The sequence below is a fragment of the Blastococcus sp. CT_GayMR16 genome (assembly GCF_004570875.1).
GTDB lineage: Bacteria > Actinomycetota > Actinomycetes > Mycobacteriales > Geodermatophilaceae > Blastococcus_B.
Window position 1 is genome coordinate 21,479 of record NZ_SPQK01000017.1, and the last position, 22,501, is coordinate 43,979.

Consider the following 22,501-nt stretch of genomic DNA (forward strand, 5'->3'; position numbering starts at 1 on the left):
GTGACGGCGGCGAGGCGGCCGCGCAACGACCCGGCCCAGTACGACGAGCTGGTGGGCGAGTGGTGGCGGCCGGACGGGGAGTTCGCGGCGCTGCACTGGCTGGCCGCCTCGCGGGCGGAACACATCCCCCCGGCTCCGAGCCCCGACGCGGTGCTGGTCGACCTCGCCTGCGGCGGAGGCCTGATGGCCCCGCACGTCGAGCGGCTGGGCTACCGGCACGTGGGCGTCGACATCGGACGCGCCGGCCTGGAGCTCTGCCGCGCGCACGCGATGCTCCCGGTGCGGGCCTCGGTCCTGGCCGTGCCGCTGGCCGACGGATGCGCCGACGTGGTGGTGGCGGGGGAGATCCTGGAGCACGTCGAGGACGACGTCGGCGTCCTCGCCGAGTGCGCCCGCCTGCTGCGTCCGGGCGGAACGCTGGTGATCGACGCCCTGGCGGCCGGCCGGTTGTCGGTCCTGGTCAACGTGCATCTCCTCGAGCGACTGCCCGGAGGACCACCGCCCGGGCTGCACGACCCCGCGTTGTTCGTGGACCGGAAACGGCTACTCGCCGCCGCCGACCGGTTGGGCCTCGACCTCCGGCTGGTGGGCCTGCGTCCCTCGTTGCGGGAGGCGATCGCCTGGAGGTTCGGACGTCGACCGATGGTGCGGATGAAGCAGATCCGGTCGACGGCCGTCGTCTTCGCGGGTTACGGCCGGAAACGATGAGGCGGCGGACCGGTTGGGCGCCACGTACCGTCGGGGGCATGACGCCGAGCCCGCGCGCCCGCGAGACCCCCGGATGAGCAGCGCGGTCGTCACCGGCGCCGGCTCCGCACTCCCGGCCACGCTGGACCAGGACGCCGTCTGGGAAGGCTATTTCGCCCACCACTACGAGGGTGTGCGCGCGGCCCGCAGGATCTTCGCCGGGGCGGGCGTCCGCCGCCGCCACGCGGTCGCCAGCCCGCTGGACGAGGACCTCAGCGGCTGGGGCACCGGCGCCCGCATGGAGCGTTACGTCCAGGAGGCGCTGCCGCTGGGCAAGCAGGCGGTGGCCGGTGCGCTGGACGCCGCCGGGCTCGCACCGGGGGACGTCGGCCTGTTCGCCGTCGCCACCTGCACCGGGTACGCGACCCCGGGCCTCGACATCCGGCTGGCCAGCGACCTCGGGATGCCGGCCGGCCTGCAGCGGCTGCTGGTCGGCCACATGGGCTGCTACGCCGCCATCCCCGGCCTGGCCGCCGTCAGCGACTTCGTCGCCGCGCGGTCCCGCCCCGCGGTGCTGCTCTGCTGCGAGCTGACCAGCCTCCACGTGCAGCCCGCGCAGCCGGACCTGGAGCAGGTCGTCGCGCACGCGCTCTTCTCCGACGCCGCCGCGGCGGTCGTCGTGGAGCCGGGTGCCTCCCGCGGCCGGCGCATCGCCGGGATCGTCGCGCGCACCGACCCCTCGACCGCCGATCACATGACCTGGGACGTCACGGACCTCGGCTTCCGCATGGGGCTCTCGCCGCGGGTGCCCGACGTGCTCTCCCGGCACGTCGGCGGCGTCGTCGACGAGCTGCTCACCGAGGCGGGCCTGCGGGTCGAGGACGTCGCCGGCTGGGCGGTGCACCCCGGCGGCCCGCGCATCCTCGACGTCGTCCGCGACGAGCTGGGCCTCGCGGAGGACCAGATCGCTACCTCGCGGCGGGTGCTCGCCGAGCACGGCAACTGCTCGTCTGCGACGGTGCTGTTGGTGCTGCAGGAGATGGCCGACGTGGACGGTCCGGTCGTGGCGATGGCATTCGGCCCGGGCCTCACCCTCTACGCGGCCCTGCTGCTGCCCGCGTGACCGAAGCGGTTCCGGTGGGTCCCGGGAGCCCCTAGGCTCCGCACCCCTGGAGCCCCCGCGAGCCGGGAGGAGGCGGTGGCATGGACCCCGTCTCCCCGCCCGTGCGCGTGTTCCTCGTCGACGACCACGAGGTCGTCCGCCGCGGGGTGGCCGAGGTGCTCGAGGACGACCCCGGCATCACCGTCGCGGGGGAGGCCGGGTCGTGCGCCGAGGCGCTGGCCCGGGTGCCGGCCGTGCGGCCCGACGTCGTCGTCATCGACATGCGCCTGCCCGACGGGGACGGCGCGGAGCTCTGCCGCGGTCTGCGCGAGCGGGTGCCGGGGCTGCACTGCCTCGTGCTGACCAGCTACTCCGAGCAGGACGCGTTGGACGCCGCCGTCCGGGCGGGTGCGGCGGGCTTCCTGCTCAAGCAGGTCCGTGGGCCGGCCCTGGTGTCCGCGGTACGCACCGTGGCGGCAGGGGGCAGCCTGTTCGACGACCTGGCGCCGGCCGCGCCGCGCAGCCGGGGACCGGCCACCGCCGGCCGCGAGCGGCTGTCCACGCTCACCGACCAGGAACGTTCCGTGCTGCGGCTGATCGGCGAGGGGCTCACCAACCGGCAGATCGGCGAGCGGATGGGCCTGGCGGAGAAGACGGTGAAGAACTACACCAGCCATCTGCTGGCCAAGCTGGGTCTGGAGCGGCGGACCCAGGCCGCCATCCTCGCCACGCAGCTGCGGGACACCGCGACGGGCTGACCCGCTCAGGCCGCGGCAGGCCGCGGCACCGACCAGGCGACCTCGGTCCCGGAGTCGCCGCTGGAGATCGTCAGCCGGCCGCCGCGGCGTTCGGCGCGGTCGGCGAGATTGGTCAGGCCGCTGCGGACCGTGATCGGCGGCAGCCCGCGGCCGTCGTCGGTGACGACGACGGACACCGCGTCGGTGACCGTCACCGCCACCGTCAGGCGGGTCGCCCGGGCGTGCCGCACCACGTTCGTGACCAGCTCCCGGACCACCGCCACCACGTCGTTGACCAGATCGGGGAGAAGATCCTCCACCTCGTTGCGGATCCGCAGGTCCGGGCGCAGGTCGTGGGCCTCGGTCACCGACCGGACCACCTCACCGATCCGTCGCCGGACCGCCACCGGCGAGGCGTCCTCGGCCTCCTGGAGCTCGAAGATGGACGAGCGGATCCGGGAGATGGTGCCGTCGAGCTCGTCGACCCGTTCGCTGATGCGGGAGGCAACCTCCGGGCTGGTCTCCTCCAGGGAACGGCTGATCCGGTCCAGCGCCAGGCCGGTCGCGAAGATCCGCTGGACGACGTGGTCGTGCAGGTCGCGCGCGATGCGGTCCCGGTCGGTCTGCACCTGCAGCCGGCGCTCGCGCTGCTGGGCGCGCGCCAGCTCCAGGACGACGGAGGCCTGGGCGGCGAAGGCCGACAGCAGGTCGAGCTCGTCGGGGGAGAACGGTTCGCGTCCGGACGAGCGAAGCACGGCGAGCAGGCCTCTGCCGGGGGCGTTGCCCATCGGCGCGACCATGCCCGGGCCGAAGGCAGCGGTCAGCTCGACGACGACCGCCGCGCGCGTGCCCATGACAGGCATCGTGCTGATGTCCTCCATGAGCCGGGAGTCACCGGCCTCGTGGAGTGCGCCCAGGTACGTCCCGGTCAGCGGCAGCCGGACACCCTCGTAGTCGGCGGCCGCATGGCCGACGGCGCTCACGATGGTCATGGAGGAGTCGTCGTCCAGGCTCGGTGCGAGCACGCCGGCCATGTCGGCGTTCGTGAGCGTCGAGACCTGGAGGGACACGGCCCGGAGCACGTCGTCGGGGTCGGCGCCCGACAGCAGGGCCGTGGCCATCTCGGTGGCGGCCTGACCCCATCGCCTGCGGGCCTCGGCGCGCTCGGCCAGCCGGGCGTTCTCGATCGCCATGCCGGCGACCGCGGCGAGCGCCTGGGCCACCTCGACGTCGGCCGGGGTGAACGGGCCGCCGGTGCTCTTCTCGGTGAGGTAGAGGTTGCCGAAGACGGAGTCGCCCACCCGGACCGGGACGCCGAGGAAGGACCGCATCGGTGGGTGGCCCGGCGGAAAGCCGGAGGACGCCGGGTGCTCACCGAGGTCGTCGAGGCGCAGCGTCTCCGGCTCGGCCACCAGCAGGCCGAGGATCCCGTTCCCCGCGGGCGGCTGCCCGATCCGCTCGCGGTCCTCGGGACCCATGCCGACGATCACGAACCGGTCCAGCCGGCGGCCGTCCGGCGTCAGCACACCCATGGCGCCGTAGCCCGCGTTCACGTGCCGTACCGCCGCCTGCACGATGTCGTGAAGGGTGGCTTCCAGCTGGCTGCCGGAGGCCGCCGCCCGGAGGGCAGCGGTGAGCACCGGCGCGACGTTCACGTCGGTGGTCGGCGGATCGGCCAGGTGGTCGGGCGGGGGCACGGCCCGACGGTAGGTGGCCTGGCCGGGATCAGGAAGCGGTCCCGGGACGTGCGATCGGCGGGGAGCGGCGGCCGGTGGGCTGCGGTGGAGCTCAGGCGCCACGGGCGAGACGGCGAGGGGCGGCCGGACGCGCGACCGCCTGGCGCAGCAGGGTCTTGCCCCGCGCACCGACGACGACGAGGTCGGCACCGTGCGTGGCGGCCATCAGCGCCTCGAAGACCGGACGCTCGAGGACCGCGGTACGGGTGCGGCCGTGGACGCCGGTCTCGGCGATCGCACGGAGCACCTGGGCCTCGAGCCGGTTGTGCGCGGCGAGGTGGGCGCGGACCTGGACCCGCGCGGAGCCGTCGAGAGGATCGCCGTCCGGAGCCTGGAGCACGCTCACCGCGACGACGGTCGCCTCCCGGCGCGCGGCCTCGCGCAGCGCCCACACGAGGGCGCCGTGGCCGGCAACCGAGCCGTCCACCTCGACGACGAGCCACGGGTTCTGCCGGCGGGGGAGGAGCGGGGGGAGGCGGAGGGGTTCGACGCCCGGGCTCTGACCCCGTCCGGACGCCGTCGGCCCAGCCGACTGCGGCTCCGTTCCCGGTGCCGAGTCCGGCTCCCAGGACGGTCGGGTGTCGCTCATGAACTTGATCGTTGCGGCACTCTCGGCAGTCCGGCAGGGACCAAGGGCCCGACGGCCGATACGGGAAGCGTACCGACATCGTTTCGCGTGGCTCGGGCTGCGTGTCCACACCCACAGTGACTTCCCAGGCGCTTCCGGGTGACCGCACAGCGCACCGCAGCGCGCCCGGACGTGCGCGAACCGCACAGTCGCAGCGAATCGACGGCTGCGTGGCGATGCTGACGGCCCGCGCCGGCGCCCGAGCGTCACGTTCGCCCGCACGGCTCGTTGACGTCGCGTGCCCGAGCTCTCGAGCTGCGGCGGAGGTGCTCGGAGCCTGAGGGTCGGGGTGTTCCGGATTCGCTCGTGCCCTGGTGAGGAGCGTGGAGCGGGTGACGAGAATCGAACTCGCACTGTCAGCTTGGGAAGCTGATGTTCTACCATTGAACTACACCCGCGAACGCCCGCCAGACTACCTGGCGGCCCTTCCGCAGCGGCCATAGACCCCTCCTCGCAGCACTCCGCTGGACATGGCTGCGCCCCGTCCGCACTGGGGAAGTCGGACGGGGCGCAGCGGTACGGAGGGGTCCCTAGATCGCGACCCCGCTGCAGGACGCCGAGCAGTCCATCGACCAGATGGAGCCCAGTGCGGCGAACTTCGTCGTCCGCACGAGCCGCTCCCCGCCCGGCCCGGTGGCGACGACCGGACCCGCGGAGCCGCCGGAGCCGCCGGAGCCGCCGGAGCCGCCGGAGCCCGAGCCGCCGGAACCGGATCCACCCGTGCCCGAACCGCCGGAGCCGGACCCGCCGGTCCCGGTGTCCGAGCCGCCGGATCCGCCCGCGCCGGTGCCGGTGCCGGTGCCCGTGTCGGGGGTGCCGGTACCGGGCGTGCCGGTTCCGGCGCCGTCGACGTAGGTGAGGGCTGCCGTGAGCACGTCCGTGGTGCCATCCGTGGCGAAGACGTGCACGTCGTAGGCGCCGGCCGTCCGGGCCGGAGCCCGGAAGACCACGCTGGTGGCCGAGGACGAGATCACGACCGCCGACGCCGAGTCCCCGACGCGGACCCGCGGGCTCGTGGGCAGCGCCGATCCGGTGATGGTCACGAGCGTGCCGCCGGCGATGTCCACCGTAGCGGGGCTCATCGAGGTGATCCCGAACGGACCGGAGCCGGGGAACGTCGCACTTCCGCCGACCTCCGGCGCCGGTGCGCCACCACTCCCGGATCCACCGGACCCTGAGCCGCCCGAGCCTGAGCCGCCCGAGCCTGAGCCGCCAGAGCCGCCAGAGCCGCCGGTGCCCGTGTCAGGCGTGCCGGTGCCGGTGCCCGGCGTGCCGGTGCCCGGAGTGCCCGTGCCCGGGGTTCCGGTGCCGGGGTCGGTCGTATCCGGCGTCGTGCCGGAACCGTTCCCGGTGCCGCCCGACCCAGATCCGCCCGACCCGGAGCCGCCACCGCTTCCCGTGCCGGGAGTGCCCGTGCCGGGGGTGCCGGTGCCAGGGGTGCCGGTGCCCGGCGTGCCCGTGTCAGGTGTGCCGGTGCCCGTCGCGCCCGTACCCGGAATACCGGTACCCGAGCCGCCGGTCCCGGGGGTGCCCGTGCCCGGGGTCCCGGAGCCAGGCGTGCCCGTACCGGGGGTGCCCGTGCCCGGGGTGCCTGAGCCGCCGGGCGTCGTCACAGCAGTGCCGACGAGCAGCGGCGCGGCGTAGGTCCGCCCGAGCACGGTCCCGTCCCGGTAGAGCTGCACGGTCAGTACGTAGCGGCCGTCGCCGAGCTCCATGGACGGCGAGAGCGCCAGGTCGTCGAGCGTGTCGGCCGCGCCCAGGGCGAAGACCGCCTCACCCGAGTCGTCGGTGGTCAGCGTGGTGCCGCCCAGCGACAGCTCCTTGTCAGCGACCGCCCAGACCTCACCGTCCTGCTCCATGCCGAGGCCCACCGACAAGGAGTAGTCGCCGCTCACGTCGTCGCCGGTGGCGGTGACGCCGGGCTCGACGACGCCGGCCGGCGCCGTCATCGACGTGAACGTGTAGCGCACGGCGCCGAGCGCGCCGTCGGCCAACGCACCGATCGACAGCCGTCCACCGGTCACCGACTTGCCGGCGAGGGCGGGCACGGGGTCGACGTCGTCCAGCAGTGCCTGCCGGAGCTGGGCGAACGTCGCGTCCGGCCAGGCGGCCCGGTAGAGCGCGTAGGCGGCCGCGACCTGGGGCGCGGCGATCGACGTGCCCGAGACCAGCCGGAAGTCGCCGTCGTTCCAGGTCGTGAAGACCAGGTCACCCGGGGCGAAGAGGTCCACGGCCGTGGCGCCGTAGGCCGAGCTCGAGCTGATCCCGTCGCCGGCGGTCGAGTTGCCGACCGTCACGACGTTGGGCTCGGTCAGGCTGGCCGGGTACAGCAGCGAGCTGTCGCGGTTCCCGCTGTCGTTGCCGGCAGCGGCGACGACGATCACGTCGTGGGCCGCGGCGTAGGCGATCGCTGACCGCAGGTTGTCCAGGGCCCAGCCGGAGGTGGGCCCGCCCCAGGAGGCGTTGATGACGTCCGCGCCGTGGTCGACGGCGTAGCGGATCGCCTCGGCGCCCAGGGTGACGTCGACCGAGGAACCGCTGCCGATGACCAGCGGCATGATCGTGACGTCGGGGGCCACGCCGGCGGTGCCCAGGCCGTTGCCGACCCGCCCGCCGATGACGCCCGAGACGCTGGTGCCGTGCGAGCCGTAGCTGCCGTTGTCGACGTCGGCGGAGTTCGTCGTGAAGTTCCAGCCGTGACAGTCGCCGGCCTTGCCGTTGCCGTCGGTGTCGGCCGCCCCACAGGACTCGGCGGGGTTGTTCCACAGCGCGCCGGCGAGCTCGGCGTGATCGGAGTCGTACCCGGTGTCGACGACGGCGACGATCCGGCCGTTGCCCGTTCCGCCGTCCCAGCCCTCGGGGGCGTCGACGTCGGCGCCGGCCACGGCGGGCAAGTTGCGAGAGTTCGCGCCGGTGTTGTCCAGGTTGTAGCCGTATTGGGGGAAGTAGGGGTCGGTGACCGTGCCGAGCACCGGCACCGAGGGGGAGAACTCGGCGTCCGCGACGCCCGGGAGCACCTCGAGGTGCTGCGGGGCCATGCCCTTGGTGGCCACCAGGGCGCGGCCGTCGCTCAGTCGCTGCGCGCTGACGACGCCGTCCGTGGCCTCGAGGCCCGCAAGGAGGCCGGAGGCGTCGCCCGAAGCGGCGGTGAGCACGTAGCGGGTCAGGCCGTCGTCCGGCCCGAAGTCGGACGCGATCGCGACCGAGGGCAGGGCCCAGGCCGAGTACGCAGCTGCGCCCGCGTATCCCGCGGCCACGGCAGCGGCCAGGATCAACGCCTGGACCCGCTTGCTCTTCATCCATCGCCCCCCGGACGCGCGCCCCCGGACCGTCCGGAGCCGTCCGCCACCGGTGGCCGGCAGCGGACGTGCGTCTTCTCCGGTGATCAACGGCGTGCCGCGGCCGGGGGTTGAGAAGGTTCGCCCGGAGGAGTGACGGGGGCGATTCCCTAGACTCCGCGCCATGCTGCTGTCCGACCGCGACATCAAGGCCTCGATCGCCGAGGGCCGGCTCGGTCTCGAGCCCTACGACGCGGAGCTGGTGCAGCCCTCCAGCATCGACGTCCGGCTCGACCGGTTCTTCCGGGTGTTCAACAACTCCCGGTACACCCACATCGACCCGGCACTGCAGCAGGACGACCTGACGACCGAGGTCGAGCCGGACGGCGACGAACCGTTCGTGCTGCACCCGGGTGAGTTCGTCCTCGGGTCGACCCTTGAGGTGGTCAGCCTGCCGGACGACCTGGCAGCGAGGCTCGAGGGGAAGAGCAGTCTCGGGCGGCTCGGGCTGCTCACCCACTCCACCGCGGGGTTCGTCGACCCGGGGTTCTCCGGGCACATCACGCTGGAGCTGTCCAACGTCGCGAACCTGCCGATCACGCTCTGGCCGGGCATGAAGATCGGCCAGCTGTGCATGTTCCGGCTGACCAGCCCGTCGGAGCACCCGTACGGCTCGGCCGTCTACGGCTCCCGGTACCAGGACCAGCGCGGCCCCACGCCGTCGCGGTCCTACCGCAACTTCACCCGCGCGGAGACCCGTCGTCCGACCTGACCGGGGTCACCACCGGCGGTTCCGCGCCGGCCGCCTCGACGACGTGGGTCGGCGCCGCCCCCGCTGACCAGCCCGGGACGGAACGGTCCACCTCGTCGTCGACGTACCGGGGCCGGGTGACCACCCGGCCGAGGATCGTCAGGCCGACGACGCCGGCGAGCACCAGCACGAACATCCCGGTGTAGCCCCCGGTCACGCCGCGGAGCACCCCGACCAGGAGCGGGCCCGCGGCGGCCAGGAGGTAGCCCAGCCCCTGGACGACCGTGGCCAACGCGGCGGTCGTCTCCGCCGTCCGGGCGCGCAGCGGGATCAGGGTCAGCACCATCGGGAACGTGCCGAGTCCGAGCCCGAGCACGGCCATCCAGAGCCACGGCGCCGCCGTGGGCGCGACCCAGAGCCCGATCCAGCCGGCGGTGTAGCACCCCATGAAGGCGAGCAGCATCGGCCACTGGAGCCGGGGCCGGACGGTCAGGGTCGGGACGAGCATGCTGAACGGGATGCCGATGAGGGTGTTCAGGCCCAGCAGCAGGCCTGCGGTGGCCGCGCTCAGTCCGGCCTCGCGCAGGTACTGCGCCGACCAGCCGACGATGACGTAGGCCTGGGTCGCCTGGATCCCGAAGAACACGGTCAGGGCCACGGCGGTCCGGCTGTGCACCAGTGACCGCATCTGCACGGCGACGTGCGTCCCGCGGGATCCCCCGGCCGTGGCGGGCACGAGCAGCCACGCCAGGACGCCGACGAGGGACAGGACGGCCCAGATACCCAGGGCCCAGCGCCACCCGTCGGCGCCGACCGACGCGGCGATCGGCTGGGTGGCCACCGAGGCCGCCGTCCCGCCGATGCTGAGCGCGGTGCTGTACGCACCCACCAGCAGGCCGGTGCGGTGCGGGAAGTAGCGCTTCACCAGGCTCGGCAGGAGGACGTTGCCGAGGGCGCCGCCGGTCATCGCCAGCACGGTCCCGACGACGAACAGCCAGAACGACCCGGCGACGCCGCGCAGGACGAGACCGCCGGTCATGGCCAGCAGGGCGCCCGCGAGCACGGTGGCGTCCCGGAACCGGGCCGACAGGGCAGGCCCCGCGAAGCCCAGGACGGCGAAGCAGAGCACCGGCAGCGAGGTCACGAGCCCCGCGAGGCCGCTGGAGAGACCCAGGCCGGCCTCGATCTCCTCCAGCACGGGGCCGACGCTGTTGACCGCCGTCCGCAGGTTCAGCCCGGTGAGGACGATCGCGACGCCGATCAGCACCAGCCCCCGCCGGTTCTCTCCGGCGGCGGGGGAGGGGGTCCGTGCGGCGGTGCGGGTCACCCCGGCATGGTCCTCCACCGCGCGCCGCGGGCCGCGCGGGGGCCGTCCGCCCTCAGTGGCCCCCAGCAGCGGGCACTGACGGCAGCATGCGGGGGACCCGGCGCCAGACGGCCCGTTGGAGCGCAAGCGTCGCGGTGGCCGCGACGATGATCCCGGCCAGGTTGATCCCCAGCTGGGTGGCCGCGCGGACGAACTCCGGACCGCCGCCGAGCGCGAGGGAGATCGCCATGTCCGCGGCGGCCGGCACCGTGGTGACGGAGATGAAGACCCCGACGAGCGCCCCGCTCTTCGACGAGGTGAGCGACAGGACCCCTGCGACGCCGGCGAGCACGGCCACGACCAGGGACCAGCGGTCCGGTGCAGTGATGAAGCCCGTCTCCGGACGGTCGGCGCTGAGCAGTTCGGTGCCGAACCAGCCCAGGCCCCGGCCGACGAGGGTGACGGCGGCCGTGAGCCCGATGGCCACGACGAAGCCGACCACCAGGGTGACGGCAGCGCGTCGGGCACTCCGCCTGCGGCCCTGCACCGCGGCGACGGCGAGAGCGGCGAGCGGGGCGAACTCGGGGCCGAGCACCATCGCGCCGATGGTGAGGATCGCGGAGTCGTTGATGATCGCGACCGCGGCCAGGAGCGTCGCGATCGTGAGGAACGCCAGGTAGGAGACCGAGAGCGCGGAGTCGGCGTCGGTCGTCCGGACGATCTGCTCCCAGACCACCGCGTCCGCGGCATCCCCGGGTGCGTCGACCTCCGCCTTCCGGGCGGCGCTGGACACGGCGGCGTCGACCGCTGACATGACGATGGCCCCGTCCTGGTGCACCCGAAGCTCCCGCAGTGCCGCGACCAGCCCGTCGGCCGACTCCCGGGCGACGTCGGCGAGCACCAGGTCCCCGGGTGGGGAGACGGAGGCACCGGGGAGGACGACGAGGTGCGCCGTCCCCGGATTGCTCTCGAACAGGTCGCGAACCCGGTCGGTCCGGTCGGACGGCACGGTCACCCGCAGTTGCATCAGCACGGGCGCAGTTCTAGCCCGGAACGGCGACGGCGCGCGTCACCCGGAGGTGTCGCGCGCCGTCGTCCGACCTCGTCAGGCCTGGGGCCCGTGCTCCGTGGCAGGCGACCCGGCGCCCGCGGGGTCGTCGGCCACGGTGCCGACCTCGGGGCCGGAGTCGGTGCCCGGGGCGCCGACCGGCGCCATCGAGCGGAGCAGGATCTGGCTGACGTCGAGGACCTCGACGTGGTCCTTGGCCTCGCCGTTCTGCTTCTTCGTGTTCAGCGCGTCGCTCAACATCGTGATGCAGAACGGGCAGGCGGTGGAGATGACGTCGGGATCGAGCTCGAGCGCCTCCTCGGTGCGCTCGGCGTTGATCCGCTTGCCGATCTTCTCCTCCATCCACATGCGCGCGCCGCCGGCGCCGCAGCAGAAGCCGCGGTCCTTGCAGCGGTGCATCTCCTGGGTGGACAGGCCCTGGACGGAGTCGAGGATCTCGCGCGGCGGTGTGTAGACCTTGTTGTGCCGGCCCAGGAAGCAGGGGTCGTGGTAGGTGACCTTGCGGTCGACCGGCGTGACCGGGGTCAGCCGGCCCTCCTCCACCAGCGTGCTGAGCAGCTGGGTGTGGTGGATGACCTCGTACTCGCCGCCGACCTGCGGGTACTCCCGCCCGAGGGAGTTGAAGCAGTGCGGGCAGGTCGCGACGATCTTGCGGGTGCCCGGCACGCGGCCCTCGAACGCGGCGTTGAGCGTCTCGACGTTCTCCATGGCCAGCTGCTGGAAGACGAACTCGTTGCCCATGCGGCGGGCCGGGTCGCCCGAGCAGGTCTCGCCCGAGCCCAGGACGGCGAACTCGACGCCGGCGATGTGCATGAGCTCGGCGACGGCCTTGGTGACCTTCTTGGCCCGGTCGTCGATGGCGCCGGCGCAGCCGACCCAGAACAGGTACTCGACCTCGTAGGGGATCGGGCCGTCGACCATCCGGACCTCGAAGTCGAGCTCCTTGATCCACTCCTCGCGGACGTTGCCGCCCACGCCCCACGGGTTGCCCCGGTTCTCCAGGTTCTTCATCATCACGCCGGCCTCCGAGGGGAAGCTCGACTCGATGAGCACCTGGTAGCGGCGCATGTCGAGGATGTGGTCGACGTGCTCGATGTCGACCGGGCACTGCTCGACGCAGGCGCCGCAGTTGGTGCAGCTCCACAGGACGTCGGGGTCGATGACCCCGCCCTCCTCGAGGGTGCCCACCAGCGGGCGGTGCGCCTGGGCGTCGTTGGTGCCCTCAATGCGGGCGTAGCCCGACGCCCAGGCCTGCTCGTCGCTGGGACGAAGGACGTCGTAGTCGGGTGCGGTCTCGCTCGCGGTCTGCGCGCCGAGCAGGTACGGGGCCTTGGCGTACAGGTGGTCCCGCAGGTCCATGATCAGCATCTTCGGCGACAGGGGCTTGCCGGTGTTCCAGGCCGGACACTGGCTCTGGCACCGCCCGCACTCGGTGCAGGTGGTGAAGTCCAGCATCCCCTTCCAGGTGAAGTCCTCGATCTTGCCGCGACCGAAGACGTCGTCCTCGCCGGGATCCTCGAAGTCGATCGGCTTACCGGCCGACGTCATCGGCTGCAGCGGGCCGAGCGCCACGCCGCCGTCGGCCTCGCGCTTGAAGTAGATGTTGAAGAAGGCGCTGAACCGGTGCCAGGCGACGCCCATGTTGAGGATCCGGCTGATGACCACGAGCCAGGTCAGCGAGACCACGATCTTGACGAACGCGACCACCGTCAGGAGGTCGGGGCTGTCGGGCAGCAGGTTCGCCAGGGCGCCGGAGATCGGGTGCGACCAGGCGGGGGCCTCGGTCAGGTCACTGGAGACCTTGAGTGCGCGGATGAGCAGGATGCAGACGCCGACGGTGAGGACGACGGCCTCGACGAAGTAGCCGCGGCCCTCGTTCGACCCGGCGAAGCGGCTCTTCCGGCCCTGGCGGCGCGGGTGGTCCTTCTGGCGCCGGTAGATCAGGTAGAGGATGCCGAGGATCGTGCCGGTGCCGATGATGTCGGCGAAGAGGTTCCAGAGGAACCACTCCCCGATCAGGGGTAGGTGGAAGGACGGGTTCCAGACCTCGCCGAAGGCCTCGACCAGGGTGAGGAACAGGCCGTAGAACCCGACGAACACGAACCAGTGGGCGGCGCCGATGGCCGACCACTTGAGCATCCGGGTGTGGCCCAGCGACTCGACCAGCAGCGTCTTCACGCGGCTCTTCACCGGGCCGAAGCGGGTGCCGTCGGGCTGGCCGGTGCGGATGATCCGCACCATCGCGCGGACCGCCCGATAGGCGAGGACCGACGACACGATCAGGAACAGGACGCTGATCGTGCCCAGCACGACCTGCAACGGGCCCGTCATGTTTTCCTCCCGCGTACGCCTGGTGGCGTTGGTTGCTCACGTCCGCCACACGGCGACGACAGGGTGATCATCGGAGCACCTGGCGTCCCCCGCACCGGCGGGGAGCCGGCGCGCGGATCGCGTGCGGGCAAAGCTGCCTGCACTGCTCCGCACGATAGCTGGCGCCGCGTTCGGCTACTCACCGGTAACCCCGGCGCGCCCGGACGCCTGGAACGGGTCATCGGATCAGGGTGTCCTGGCCGAGCGAGGCCGCGAGCGATCCGTCGGCGGTGTGCACGGTGCCGCGCACGGTTCCCCGCTGATGACTGTTGGAGACCGACTCCAGGTTCAGCAGCGTCCACTCGTCCGCCCGCACGGGGCGGTGCCACCACAGGGCGTGGTCCAGGCTGGTCAGGACGTTCGCCCGCCGGTACAGCCCGGCGGTCACCGACGAGGCGATCGTGACCCCGAGGTCGGAGGCGTACGCGATCGCACTGGCGTGCACCGCCGGGTCGTCGGGCAGCGGATCGGCGGCCCGGAACCACACCCGCCGGCTGAACTCCCGGGTGCCGTCGGGGCCCTCCGGAGCCGGCGGGAGCTCGCGCAGGTCGAACACCGAGAAGTAGTCGGACTCGGCGAGGTACGGCGACCAGGCGCCGGCGGGCTCCTCCGCGTCCGGCGCGGCGGGACGGGCCAGCTGGTACTCCACGCCCTCGGTGTCGGGCCCGGTGCGGTGGAAGGACACGGTCGCGGTGAAGACCCGGCGGCCGTCCTGGTCCGCGTCGACCTGCCGCAGGGTGAACGACCGGCCGTCCCGGACGCGGGAGACGCGGTACTGCAGCGGCCGGCTCGGTAGGGCGACCGCCAGGAAGTGCGCGTGCATCGAATGGGGCGTTCGGTCGCCGTCCGTCGTCGCCATGGCTGCGCTCGTCGCCTGCGCGAGCTGTTGGCCGCCGAAGACGAATGCCGAGTCCCACTCCGGATAGACCGCCGGGACGAACACGTCGTCCCCCCGGGACTCCAGCGTGACCAGGTCGGTGAAGGTGTGGCGGTTGCTCACGGCTGCGAGGAACTCGCGATCGTCTCCGCGGCGAAGGCGTCGATCCACCGGCGGGCCTCGTCGAGGGTGGACTCGGCGGTCAGCCCCGGGATGTGGGTGATCACGCGGGTGACCCCGGCCTGTTCCAGTGCCCCGAGGTCGCCGCCCTCGGGCGCGAGAGACGCGGTGATCTCGAACGGATGGTCGCCCAGGCCGGCCTCGCTCCGGGCCTTGGTGAGCCCGGCGATCCGCCCTGCGATCTCGTCGACGTCGCTGGAGCCCAGTTCCATCCACCCGTCACCCATGAGCGCCGCCCGGCGCAGGGCGGCCGGCGAGGTGCCGCCCAGCTCGATCGGGATGGACGGCTTCTGGATCGACTTGGGGCGGAAGTGCACGGGCCCGAAAGAGAAGTGCTGCCCCTCGTGCGTGATCGGGTCCTGGCCCGACCACAGCCGGCGCAGCAGCGGGATGATCTCGTCCATCCGGCTGCCGCGTTCGGCGAACGGGACGCCGGCCGCGTCGAACTCGTCCTTCAGCCAGCCGACCCCTGCACCGAGGGTGACGCGCCCGCCCGACAGCCGGTCGAGCGTGACGACCGAGCGGGCGGTCACCAGCGGGTGCCGCAGCGGGAGGACGTAGACGTTCGTGCCGAGCCGGAGGGTCGTCGTCGCGGTGGCGATCCCCGCGAGCATCACGAACGCGTCGTACAGCGGGCTGTCCGGCGTGATGGGGGCGTTGCCGTCGGACGCGTACGGGTACGTGCTCGGCAGCGTCGCCGGCAGGACCAGGTGCTCCCCGAACCACACCGACTCGAAGCCGGCCGCCTCGACCTGCCGGGCCACGTCCGTGTACCAGCGGGGCCGCAGGCCCACCAGCGTCAGTCCGAACTTCATCTCTCCGCCTTCGTCTGCCCAGGTCGTCGGGACACGCGGCGCTGCCGGAAGGCGGGGGCCGTGGACGCGTCGTCCCCGATATCGACAGGTGCTCGGTATCTCCCCGAGGAAAGCAGGCCGCGTCCGAGTTGTCGATAGGCATTCGATAACTGCGGACGCCGAACCGAATGTCGCCGTGTGGTGGCCAGGTCCGCGCTGCAGCGCGGCCTTGGCCACGACACCCCGGTACCGGGTCAGCTGACGCGGAGCACGCCTCGCTCCCGCGCGGTAGCGCTGTAGCGCCGTCCGGAGGGCCGTGGACGCGCCAGGAGACTGCGGAGGGGGTCCTCGACGCGCCTCCAGTTCGCTCCCAGGTCTGCCTCCGCGATCCGCACGACACCGATGTCCAGAGCCCGGAGTTCGTCCTCGCGGCGCTTCTCGTCCCACAGCACCTGCTCGGGCGAGCGACCGCGCCAGGGGTCGGTGTACTTGACCCGGCCGTCGAACTCCACCGCGACCGCCGCCTCGTCGAACCAGGCATCGACGACGGCGATCAGTCGGCCGCCCACTCTGATCTCGACCTGGAGCTCGGGTGAGGGCAGTCCCGAGCCCACGATCCGCAGCCTGCCGCGCGTCTCCAGGGGCGACTCGGCACGGCCGTCGGTGAGCGAGAGTGCCCGCTCGGCCTGGCGCCCCCCGGGCCACCGACGGGACCGGGCGGCCGCGTCCAGGAGTTCCGCGGGCGTCACCTTCCCGGTGAGCACGCCGGCATCCATCGCGACGACGGCGTCCTCCAGTGGCCAGTCGCGGGCGCAGTCGATGAGGGTGCGGGCCGCCGTGGTGAACCGGAGCGCACCCCGGGTGCCGATCTCGTCGGGACCGAGCGGTGCGCGGGTCACGAGGAACCCGCTGCCGCGACGCCCGTGCGCCGGGTCGGTGAGCCGGACGTCGGAAGCCTGCTGTCGCCGAAGCGGGACGCCCCACAGGCGGGCGGCCGAGAGGTGGCTGATCGCCGCCGTCGGCCGGTCGAGGGCAAGGAGCACCGCCAGGCACTCGAGCCGGTGCCGCCGGCTGCCGGTGTCGGCGCGGGCGAGCTCGTCGGCCGTGACGTAGATGCCGCGCCGGAGTCGGTGCCAGCGACCCGACGCGCAGAGGTGGCGGATCTCAGGGTGCCCGTACCCGGCCCGGCGCGCATCGACCGCGGTGAAGACGCCGTACTGGCGTTCGGCGACGGCGCGCAGGAGGGGATGCACCCGTGGAGTCTGCGATCTTGCGCGTCGTGGCGGCGGGTGCCTGTGGACGACGCCGCCAGGGCCGCGCTGTGGTTGCGAGGACCGCGCTGCAGCGCGGTCCCGGCGACTGCACCGCGGTACCGAGGTCACGGAGATCGACCCACAGGAAATTGGTCGGGACCCGGGAACACGGCCCGGATGCCTGCCGTTATCGTGGGCAGGAAAGTTGAGCGGACCACGCGCAAGATGGTGAGAGCCCTCAGCTCCTGGACCAAGCACCACCCCAGCACCCGGAAAGAGAGGCCATCCCCATGGCTCGAGCGGTCGGAATCGACCTCGGCACCACCAACTCCGTCGTCACCGTCCTGGAGGGCGGCGAGCCGACGGTCATCGCGAACTCCGAGGGCTCGCGCACGACGCCGTCGGTCGTGGCCTTCGCCAAGAACGGCGAGGTCCTCGTCGGCCAGTCGGCCAAGAACCAGGCGGTCACCAACGTCGACCGCACCATCCGCTCCGTGAAGCGGCACATGGGCACGACGTGGAGCACGGATGAGATCGACGGCAAGAAGTACACGCCGCAGGAGATCTCCGCGCGCATCCTGCAGAAGCTGAAGCGGGACGCCGAGACCTACCTGGGCGAGCCGGTCACCGACGCCGTCATCACCGTCCCCGCCTACTTCGAGGACGCCCAGCGCCAGGCCACCAAGGAGGCCGGTGAGATCGCGGGCCTCAACGTCCTGCGCATCGTCAACGAGCCGACCGCGGCCGCACTGGCCTACGGCCTGGACAAGGGTGAGACCGAGCAGACGATCCTCGTCTTCGACCTCGGCGGCGGCACCTTCGACGTCTCCCTGCTCGAGATCGGGGACGGCGTCATCGAGGTCAAGGCCACCGCCGGCGACAACCACCTCGGTGGTGACGACTGGGACGAGAAGGTCATGACCCACCTGGTCAAGACCTTCAACGCGTCCAACGGCATCGACCTGTCCAAGGACAAGCTGGCCATGCAGCGCCTCCGCGAGGCCGCTGAGAAGGCCAAGATCGAGCTCTCCGGCGCCCAGTCGACCAACATCAACCTGCCGTACATCACGGCCGGTGCCGACGGCCCGCTGCACCTCGACGTCACGATCACGCGTGCGGAGTTCCAGCGGCTCACGCAGGACCTGCTCGACCGGGCCCGCGCGCCGTTCAACCAGGCGATCCGGGACGCCGGCATCTCCGTCGGCGAGATCGACCACGTCGTCCTCGTCGGTGGCTCCACGCGCATGCCGGCCGTGTCCGACCTGGTGCGTGAGCTGACCGGCGGCAAGGAGCCCAACAAGGGCGTCAACCCGGACGAGGTCGTGGCCATCGGTGCCGCGCTGCAGGCCGGTGTCCTCCGCGGTGAGGTCAAGGACGTCCTGCTCCTCGACGTCACCCCGCTGTCCCTGGGCATCGAGACCAAGGGCGGAATCATGACCAAGCTCATCGAGCGCAACACCACGATCCCGACGAAGCGCTCCGAGATCTTCACGACGGCCGACGACAACCAGCCGTCCGTGCAGATCCAGGTCTTCCAGGGCGAGCGCGAGATGGCGGCCTACAACAAGAAGCTCGGCATGTTCGAGCTGACCGGTCTGCCCCCGGCGCCCCGCGGCGTCCCGCAGATCGAGGTGGCCTTCGACATCGACGCCAACGGCATCGTCCACGTCCACGCCAAGGACCTCGGCACGGGCAAGGAGCAGTCGATGACCATCACCGGCGGCTCGGCCCTCCCGAAGGACGACATCGAGCGGATGATGAAGGACGCCGAGGCGCACGCGGACGAGGACAAGAAGCGCCGCGAGGAGGCCGAGACCCGCAACCTGGCCGAGTCGCTGCAGTACCAGACCGAGAAGTTCCTGGCCGAGAACGGCGAGAAGATCCCGGCCGAGAAGAAGGACGAGCTCGGCGAGGCGCTGACCGACCTGCGCAGCGCCCTCGGCGGATCCGACATCGCCGCGATCAAGGCCGCGCAGGAGAAGGTGGCCCGCGTGTCCCAGGAGGTCGGCGGCGCGCTCTACGCGCAGCAGGCCGAGGCGGCCGGCTCTCCCTCGGGCGACGCCGGTGACGGCCCGGCGGCGGAGGGCTCGTCGAGCTCCGACGACGACGTCGTCGACGCCGAGATCGTGGACGAGGACACCGACAAGAAGTGATGACACCGCCGGACGCTTGGGGAGGGCGGCCATGACAGAGCCGCGGGACGAGGAGACGCCACGGGTCGTGATCCGCGACAAGCGGCGCATCGATCCGATCAGCGGCACGGTCCGGGTGCCGGCCGGCGAACAGCCGGCCGGCACCACCCCCGCTGGAACCACAGCCCCGGTCCGAGAGGAATCCATGAGCGAGCACGAGACCCCGGTCGTCGACGAGGTGCCGGCCGTCCAGCCCCCCGGCGGGGCCGGGGGAGGGGACGTCGCGGCCCAGCTGGCCGAGCGGACCGAGGACCTGCAGCGGGTCAGCGCCGAGTACGCCAACTACCGGCGGCGGGTCGACCGTGACCGCTCGCTGGTCGTCGACCAGGCGGCCGAGAAGTTCGCGCTGCAGCTGTTCCCGATCGTCGACGACATCGAGCGGGCCCGTGACCACGGTGACCTGACCGGTGCCTTCAAGGTCGTCGCCGAGCGCGTGCTCGGCCTGCTCGACGGCCTCGGCGTCGAGGCCTTCGGCGCCTCGGGCGACGCGTTCGACCCGGCACTGCACGAGGCCGTCATCCACGACACGTCGTCGGAGGTGAGCGTCCCGACCGCCACGACGGTGCTGCGGCAGGGTTTCCGCCGCGGGGACCGTGTCCTGCGGACGGCGATGGTCGCGGTGACCGACCCCGAGTCGCCGGCACCGGCGGCCTCCGCGCCGCCGGGCGACGAGCCCCCCGCCGGCTGACCGTCGGCCCAACACACAGAAAGGGGGCGCCCGATGAGCACCCGGGACTTCATCGAGAAGGACTACTACGCCGCCCTGGGCGTCCCGAAGGACGCCGATGCGGCGGCCATCAAGAAGGCCTACCGCAAGCTGGCCACGGAGCTGCACCCGGACAAGAACCCCGGCAACTCCGAGGCCGAAGCGCGCTTCAAGGACGTGTCCGAGGCCTACGACGTGCTGTCGGACACCAAGCGCCGCGGCGAGTACGACGACGCGCGGCGGCTCTTCGGCGCCGGCGGACGCGGCGGGGGCTTCCCCGGCGGGTTCCCCGGTAGCGGCGGCACGCAGGACTTCGACCTCGGCGATCTGTTCGGCGCTGCCGGTGGCACCGGCGCGGGCGGTCGGGGCGGCGGCGGTCTGGGCGACCTGCTGGGCGGCCTGTTCGGCGGCGCCGGTGGCGCGGGGTCGGCCCGATCGCGCAGCCAGGCGGCGTCCGGCCCGGCGCGGGGCCAGGACGTCGAGACCGAGGCGACGCTCTCCTTCGACGAGGCCGTCCTCGGCGTCACCGTGCCGCTGCGCATGCAGAGCCCGGGCACCTGCCCGACCTGCCACGGCAACGGCGCCAAGCCGGGGACGAGCCCGCACACCTGCCCGGTCTGCCAGGGCGCGGGCGTCACCAGCCGCAGCCAGGGCGCGTTCGCCTTCTCCGAGCCCTGCCGCAACTGCCGCGGCACCGGCTCGGTCGTCGACGACCCCTGCCCGACCTGCTCCGGCAGCGGCGTGACCACCCAGACCCGCACCATCACCGTCCGGATACCGGCCGGCGTCAAGGACGGCCAGCGCATCCGGCTGGCCGGCAAGGGCGCGCCCGGCCGACGCGGCGGACCGTCCGGCGACCTCTTCGTCGTCGTCCACGTGTCCGAGCACCAGCTGTTCGGCCGCAAGGGGGACGACCTCACGCTGACCGTGCCGCTCACGTTCGCCGAGGCGGCCCTCGGGACGACGCTGACGGTGCCCACCCTCGACGGGACCGTGTCGCTCAAGGTGCCGGCCGGGACCGCGAGCGGCCGGACGCTGCGGGTGCGCGGCCGCGGCGTGCCCGGCAAGGGCAAGGCGGGCGACCTGCTGGTCACTCTCGACATCGCCGTCCCGGTGCGGCTCACCCCGGCGCAGCGCAAGGTGATCGAGAACCTGGCCGAGGAGATGAACGAGGACCCGCGGCCGCAGATCACGGCCGCGGTGCAGGCGGGGAGCGAGAAGTGACCGAGCCGGCGGAGGTCGCAGGGTCCCAGGACGCCGCGCGCGCCGTGGCCGAGGACGCCGCCGTCTTCGTGATCTCGGTGGCCGCCGAGCTGGCCGGCATGCACGCCCAGACCCTGCGGCAGTACGACCGGCTCGGCCTCGTGAGTCCCGGCCGCACGGCCGGCGGAGGCCGCCGGTACAGCCCGCGGGACGTGGCGCTCCTCCGCGAGGTGCAGCGGCTCTCCCAGGAGGACGGCGTCAACCTCGCCGGCATCAAGCGGATCATCGACCTGGAGTCGCGGGTCGAGGCGCTGCAGGCGCGGGTGCACGAGCTGCTGGAGGAACTCGAGATGTCCGAGACGCGGCGGATGGCCGCCGAGGCCGCTGTCCCGGCCGGCTACCGCCGCGACCTCGTGCCCCAGCGCCGGCCCAGCTCGGCGCTGGTCGTGTGGCGTCCCCGGACCGACCGATGACCGGCCGCCCCGCGCCCGACGCGCACGAGGCCTTCGTGCAGCTGGAGCGCGAGATCGGCCTGCTCCTGCGCCGCTCCCGCGCGATCTCCGCCCGCCTGGCCGGGGAGTTGCACCCCGACCTGGACGGCGCGGCCTACGGACTGCTGGCCCTCCTCCAGGACACCGGTCCCCTGCGGGCGAGCGACCTGGTCGCGCGGCTGGGCCTGGACAAGAGCACGGTCAGCCGTCAGGTCGCCAACCTCGTGGACCTAGGTTTCGTCGACCGCGCGGCCGACCCCGTGGACGGTCGCGCCCAGGTGCTCACCCCCTCGGCCGAGGGGTCGGCGCGGCTCGCCCGCGTGCGCGACGTCCGCCGGGCGCGCTGGGAGGCCGATCTCGCCGACTGGCCCGCCAGCGACGTCGCCCTGCTGGGGGAGCTGCTGAACCGCCTGAACCGGCTCGGCGAGGCCCGCGAGGCCGAGGTCGGCGCGGGCGGCACCGTCCGCTGACCACGACGGACTGTCCGAGCGGGAAGTCAGCAAGCGCCCCACCCTGAGCCACCCCTACCTGGGGACACGCCGAACGACAGAACGTTGTAGACGCCAACCAACTAGGTGTATGGTTGCGGTCTGCAAGTATCCGTCGCAGCAAGGATCCCCATGCCCATCACCCCGGAAACGCGCGACCGGCTGACGTCGAGCGTCGCCCAGCTGGTCCGTACCGGCCGCCACGTGAGCGCGCGTGCCGCCACCCAGCTCTACGGCGAGCTGCCCTCCTACGGCTGGGCGTTGCTCGTGCCGCTGCAGCGCGACGGTGACCAGCGCTGCAGCGCCCTGGCACTGCAGGTGGGCGTCGACGTCTCGGTCGTCAGCCGCCAGCTCGCCGTCCTGGAACGTCTCGGGTACGTCGAGCGGCGCCCCGACCCGCACGACGGGCGGGCCAGCCTGCTGCGCCTCACGCCGGCCGGCGCCGAGGCGCTGGCCGCCACCCGCGCCCTCCGTGCCGACTGGGCCCTCACCGCCCTGGCCGGCTGGGACGAGTCCGAGGCGAGCCTGCTCAGCGACCTCCTCGACCGTCTGGTGACCGATCTCGACCCGGTCGGCGCCGTCCACCCGACGGCCGCCCGTTCCGCCGTCCCCAGTCCCCGATGACCTCCACCCGCACCGAGCTTCCCTTCAGG

Annotated in this window: 19 protein-coding genes and 1 tRNA gene; 10 read left to right on the forward strand and 10 right to left on the reverse strand. The window is 72.9% G+C overall.

The features are described 5' to 3' along the window. The 3 genes from E4P38_RS16770 (at position 1) to E4P38_RS16780 (ending at position 2,547) form a co-directional block, all read left to right on the forward strand. Entirely contained in the window at positions 1-708 is a 708-nt protein-coding gene (locus tag E4P38_RS16770) for a methyltransferase domain-containing protein (RefSeq protein ID WP_135133095.1), read from the forward strand. 73 nt (positions 709-781) lie between these two features. Further along, a complete protein-coding gene (locus E4P38_RS16775; protein WP_135133096.1) occupies positions 782-1,810 on the forward strand; it encodes a 3-oxoacyl-[acyl-carrier-protein] synthase III C-terminal domain-containing protein in 1,029 nt (342 codons plus the stop codon). A gap of 80 nt (positions 1,811-1,890) precedes the next feature. Then, on the forward strand, positions 1,891-2,547 hold the full coding sequence (locus E4P38_RS16780) for a response regulator transcription factor (protein ID WP_135133097.1): 657 nt from the start codon (positions 1,891-1,893) through the stop codon (positions 2,545-2,547). Between the two features lie 5 nt (positions 2,548-2,552). On the opposite strand, the gene E4P38_RS16785 is transcribed toward E4P38_RS16780, so the two are convergent. The 4 genes from E4P38_RS16785 to E4P38_RS16800 form a co-directional block, all read right to left on the reverse strand. Further along, complete coding sequence (locus E4P38_RS16785) at positions 2,553-4,223, reverse strand: GAF domain-containing sensor histidine kinase (RefSeq protein WP_245161092.1); 1,671 nt, start codon at positions 4,221-4,223, stop codon at positions 2,553-2,555. A 91-nt stretch (positions 4,224-4,314) separates the two neighbouring features. Beyond that, positions 4,315-4,851 (reverse strand): universal stress protein, encoded by a 537-nt coding sequence (locus tag E4P38_RS16790; protein ID WP_135133098.1) that lies wholly within the window; start codon positions 4,849-4,851, stop codon positions 4,315-4,317. A gap of 363 nt (positions 4,852-5,214) precedes the next feature. Then, positions 5,215-5,288, reverse strand: a tRNA-Gly gene (locus E4P38_RS16795). Positions 5,289-5,420: 132 nt separating this feature from the next. Beyond that, positions 5,421-8,189: a S8 family serine peptidase gene (locus E4P38_RS16800; RefSeq protein WP_167760604.1), complete on the reverse strand. Its 2,769-nt coding sequence runs from the start codon at positions 8,187-8,189 to the stop codon at positions 5,421-5,423. Between the two features lie 163 nt (positions 8,190-8,352). Here E4P38_RS16800 and dcd point away from each other — a divergent pair, with 163 nt between their 5' ends. Continuing rightward, positions 8,353-8,940, forward strand: coding sequence for a dCTP deaminase (dcd, locus tag E4P38_RS16805; protein WP_135133100.1), 588 nt, complete (start codon positions 8,353-8,355; stop codon positions 8,938-8,940). Here dcd and E4P38_RS16810 read toward each other — a convergent pair. The 6 genes from E4P38_RS16810 to E4P38_RS16835 form a co-directional block, all read right to left on the reverse strand. After that, on the reverse strand, positions 8,909-10,246 hold the full coding sequence (locus E4P38_RS16810; protein WP_135133101.1) for an MFS transporter: 1,338 nt from the start codon (positions 10,244-10,246) through the stop codon (positions 8,909-8,911). The genes dcd and E4P38_RS16810 overlap by 32 nt on opposite strands. A 52-nt stretch (positions 10,247-10,298) precedes the next feature. Continuing rightward, entirely contained in the window at positions 10,299-11,252 is a 954-nt protein-coding gene (locus tag E4P38_RS16815; protein WP_245161102.1) for a DUF389 domain-containing protein, read from the reverse strand. 78 nt (positions 11,253-11,330) lie between these two features. Continuing rightward, the gene (locus E4P38_RS16820; RefSeq protein WP_135133102.1) at positions 11,331-13,625 is read right to left on the reverse strand and encodes a (Fe-S)-binding protein; all 2,295 of its coding nucleotides are present in this window, start codon (positions 13,623-13,625) and stop codon (positions 11,331-11,333) included. 217 nt (positions 13,626-13,842) lie between these two features. Next, positions 13,843-14,664, reverse strand: coding sequence for an acyl-CoA thioesterase domain-containing protein (locus tag E4P38_RS16825; protein ID WP_167760605.1), 822 nt, complete (start codon positions 14,662-14,664; stop codon positions 13,843-13,845). Then, positions 14,661-15,536, reverse strand: coding sequence for an LLM class F420-dependent oxidoreductase (locus E4P38_RS16830; protein WP_135133104.1), 876 nt, complete (start codon positions 15,534-15,536; stop codon positions 14,661-14,663). Before E4P38_RS16830 ends, E4P38_RS16825 begins: the two co-directional genes overlap by 4 nt. A 233-nt stretch (positions 15,537-15,769) precedes the next feature. Beyond that, the gene (locus E4P38_RS16835) at positions 15,770-16,768 is read right to left on the reverse strand and encodes a type IV toxin-antitoxin system AbiEi family antitoxin domain-containing protein (protein WP_135133105.1); all 999 of its coding nucleotides are present in this window, start codon (positions 16,766-16,768) and stop codon (positions 15,770-15,772) included. 290 nt (positions 16,769-17,058) lie between these two features. Between E4P38_RS16835 and dnaK the strand changes: the two genes are divergently transcribed. The 6 genes from dnaK (at position 17,059) to E4P38_RS16865 (ending at position 22,472) form a co-directional block, all read left to right on the forward strand. After that, a complete protein-coding gene (gene dnaK, locus E4P38_RS16840) occupies positions 17,059-18,921 on the forward strand; it encodes a molecular chaperone DnaK (RefSeq protein ID WP_135133106.1) in 1,863 nt (620 codons plus the stop codon). A 31-nt stretch (positions 18,922-18,952) separates the two neighbouring features. After that, entirely contained in the window at positions 18,953-19,648 is a 696-nt protein-coding gene (gene grpE / locus E4P38_RS16845; protein WP_135133107.1) for a nucleotide exchange factor GrpE, read from the forward strand. Positions 19,649-19,681: 33 nt separating this feature from the next. Continuing rightward, on the forward strand, positions 19,682-20,890 hold the full coding sequence (gene dnaJ, locus E4P38_RS16850; protein WP_135133108.1) for a molecular chaperone DnaJ: 1,209 nt from the start codon (positions 19,682-19,684) through the stop codon (positions 20,888-20,890). Positions 20,891-20,934: 44 nt separating this feature from the next. Continuing rightward, entirely contained in the window at positions 20,935-21,342 is a 408-nt protein-coding gene (locus E4P38_RS16855) for a helix-turn-helix transcriptional regulator (RefSeq protein WP_135133171.1), read from the forward strand. After that, positions 21,339-21,830, forward strand: a complete 492-nt coding sequence (locus tag E4P38_RS16860; protein WP_135133109.1) for a helix-turn-helix domain-containing protein — start codon at positions 21,339-21,341, stop codon at positions 21,828-21,830. Before E4P38_RS16855 ends, E4P38_RS16860 begins: the two co-directional genes overlap by 4 nt. 150 nt (positions 21,831-21,980) lie before the next feature. Further along, entirely contained in the window at positions 21,981-22,472 is a 492-nt protein-coding gene (locus E4P38_RS16865; protein WP_135133110.1) for a MarR family winged helix-turn-helix transcriptional regulator, read from the forward strand. Positions 22,473-22,501 lie beyond the last annotated feature (29 nt).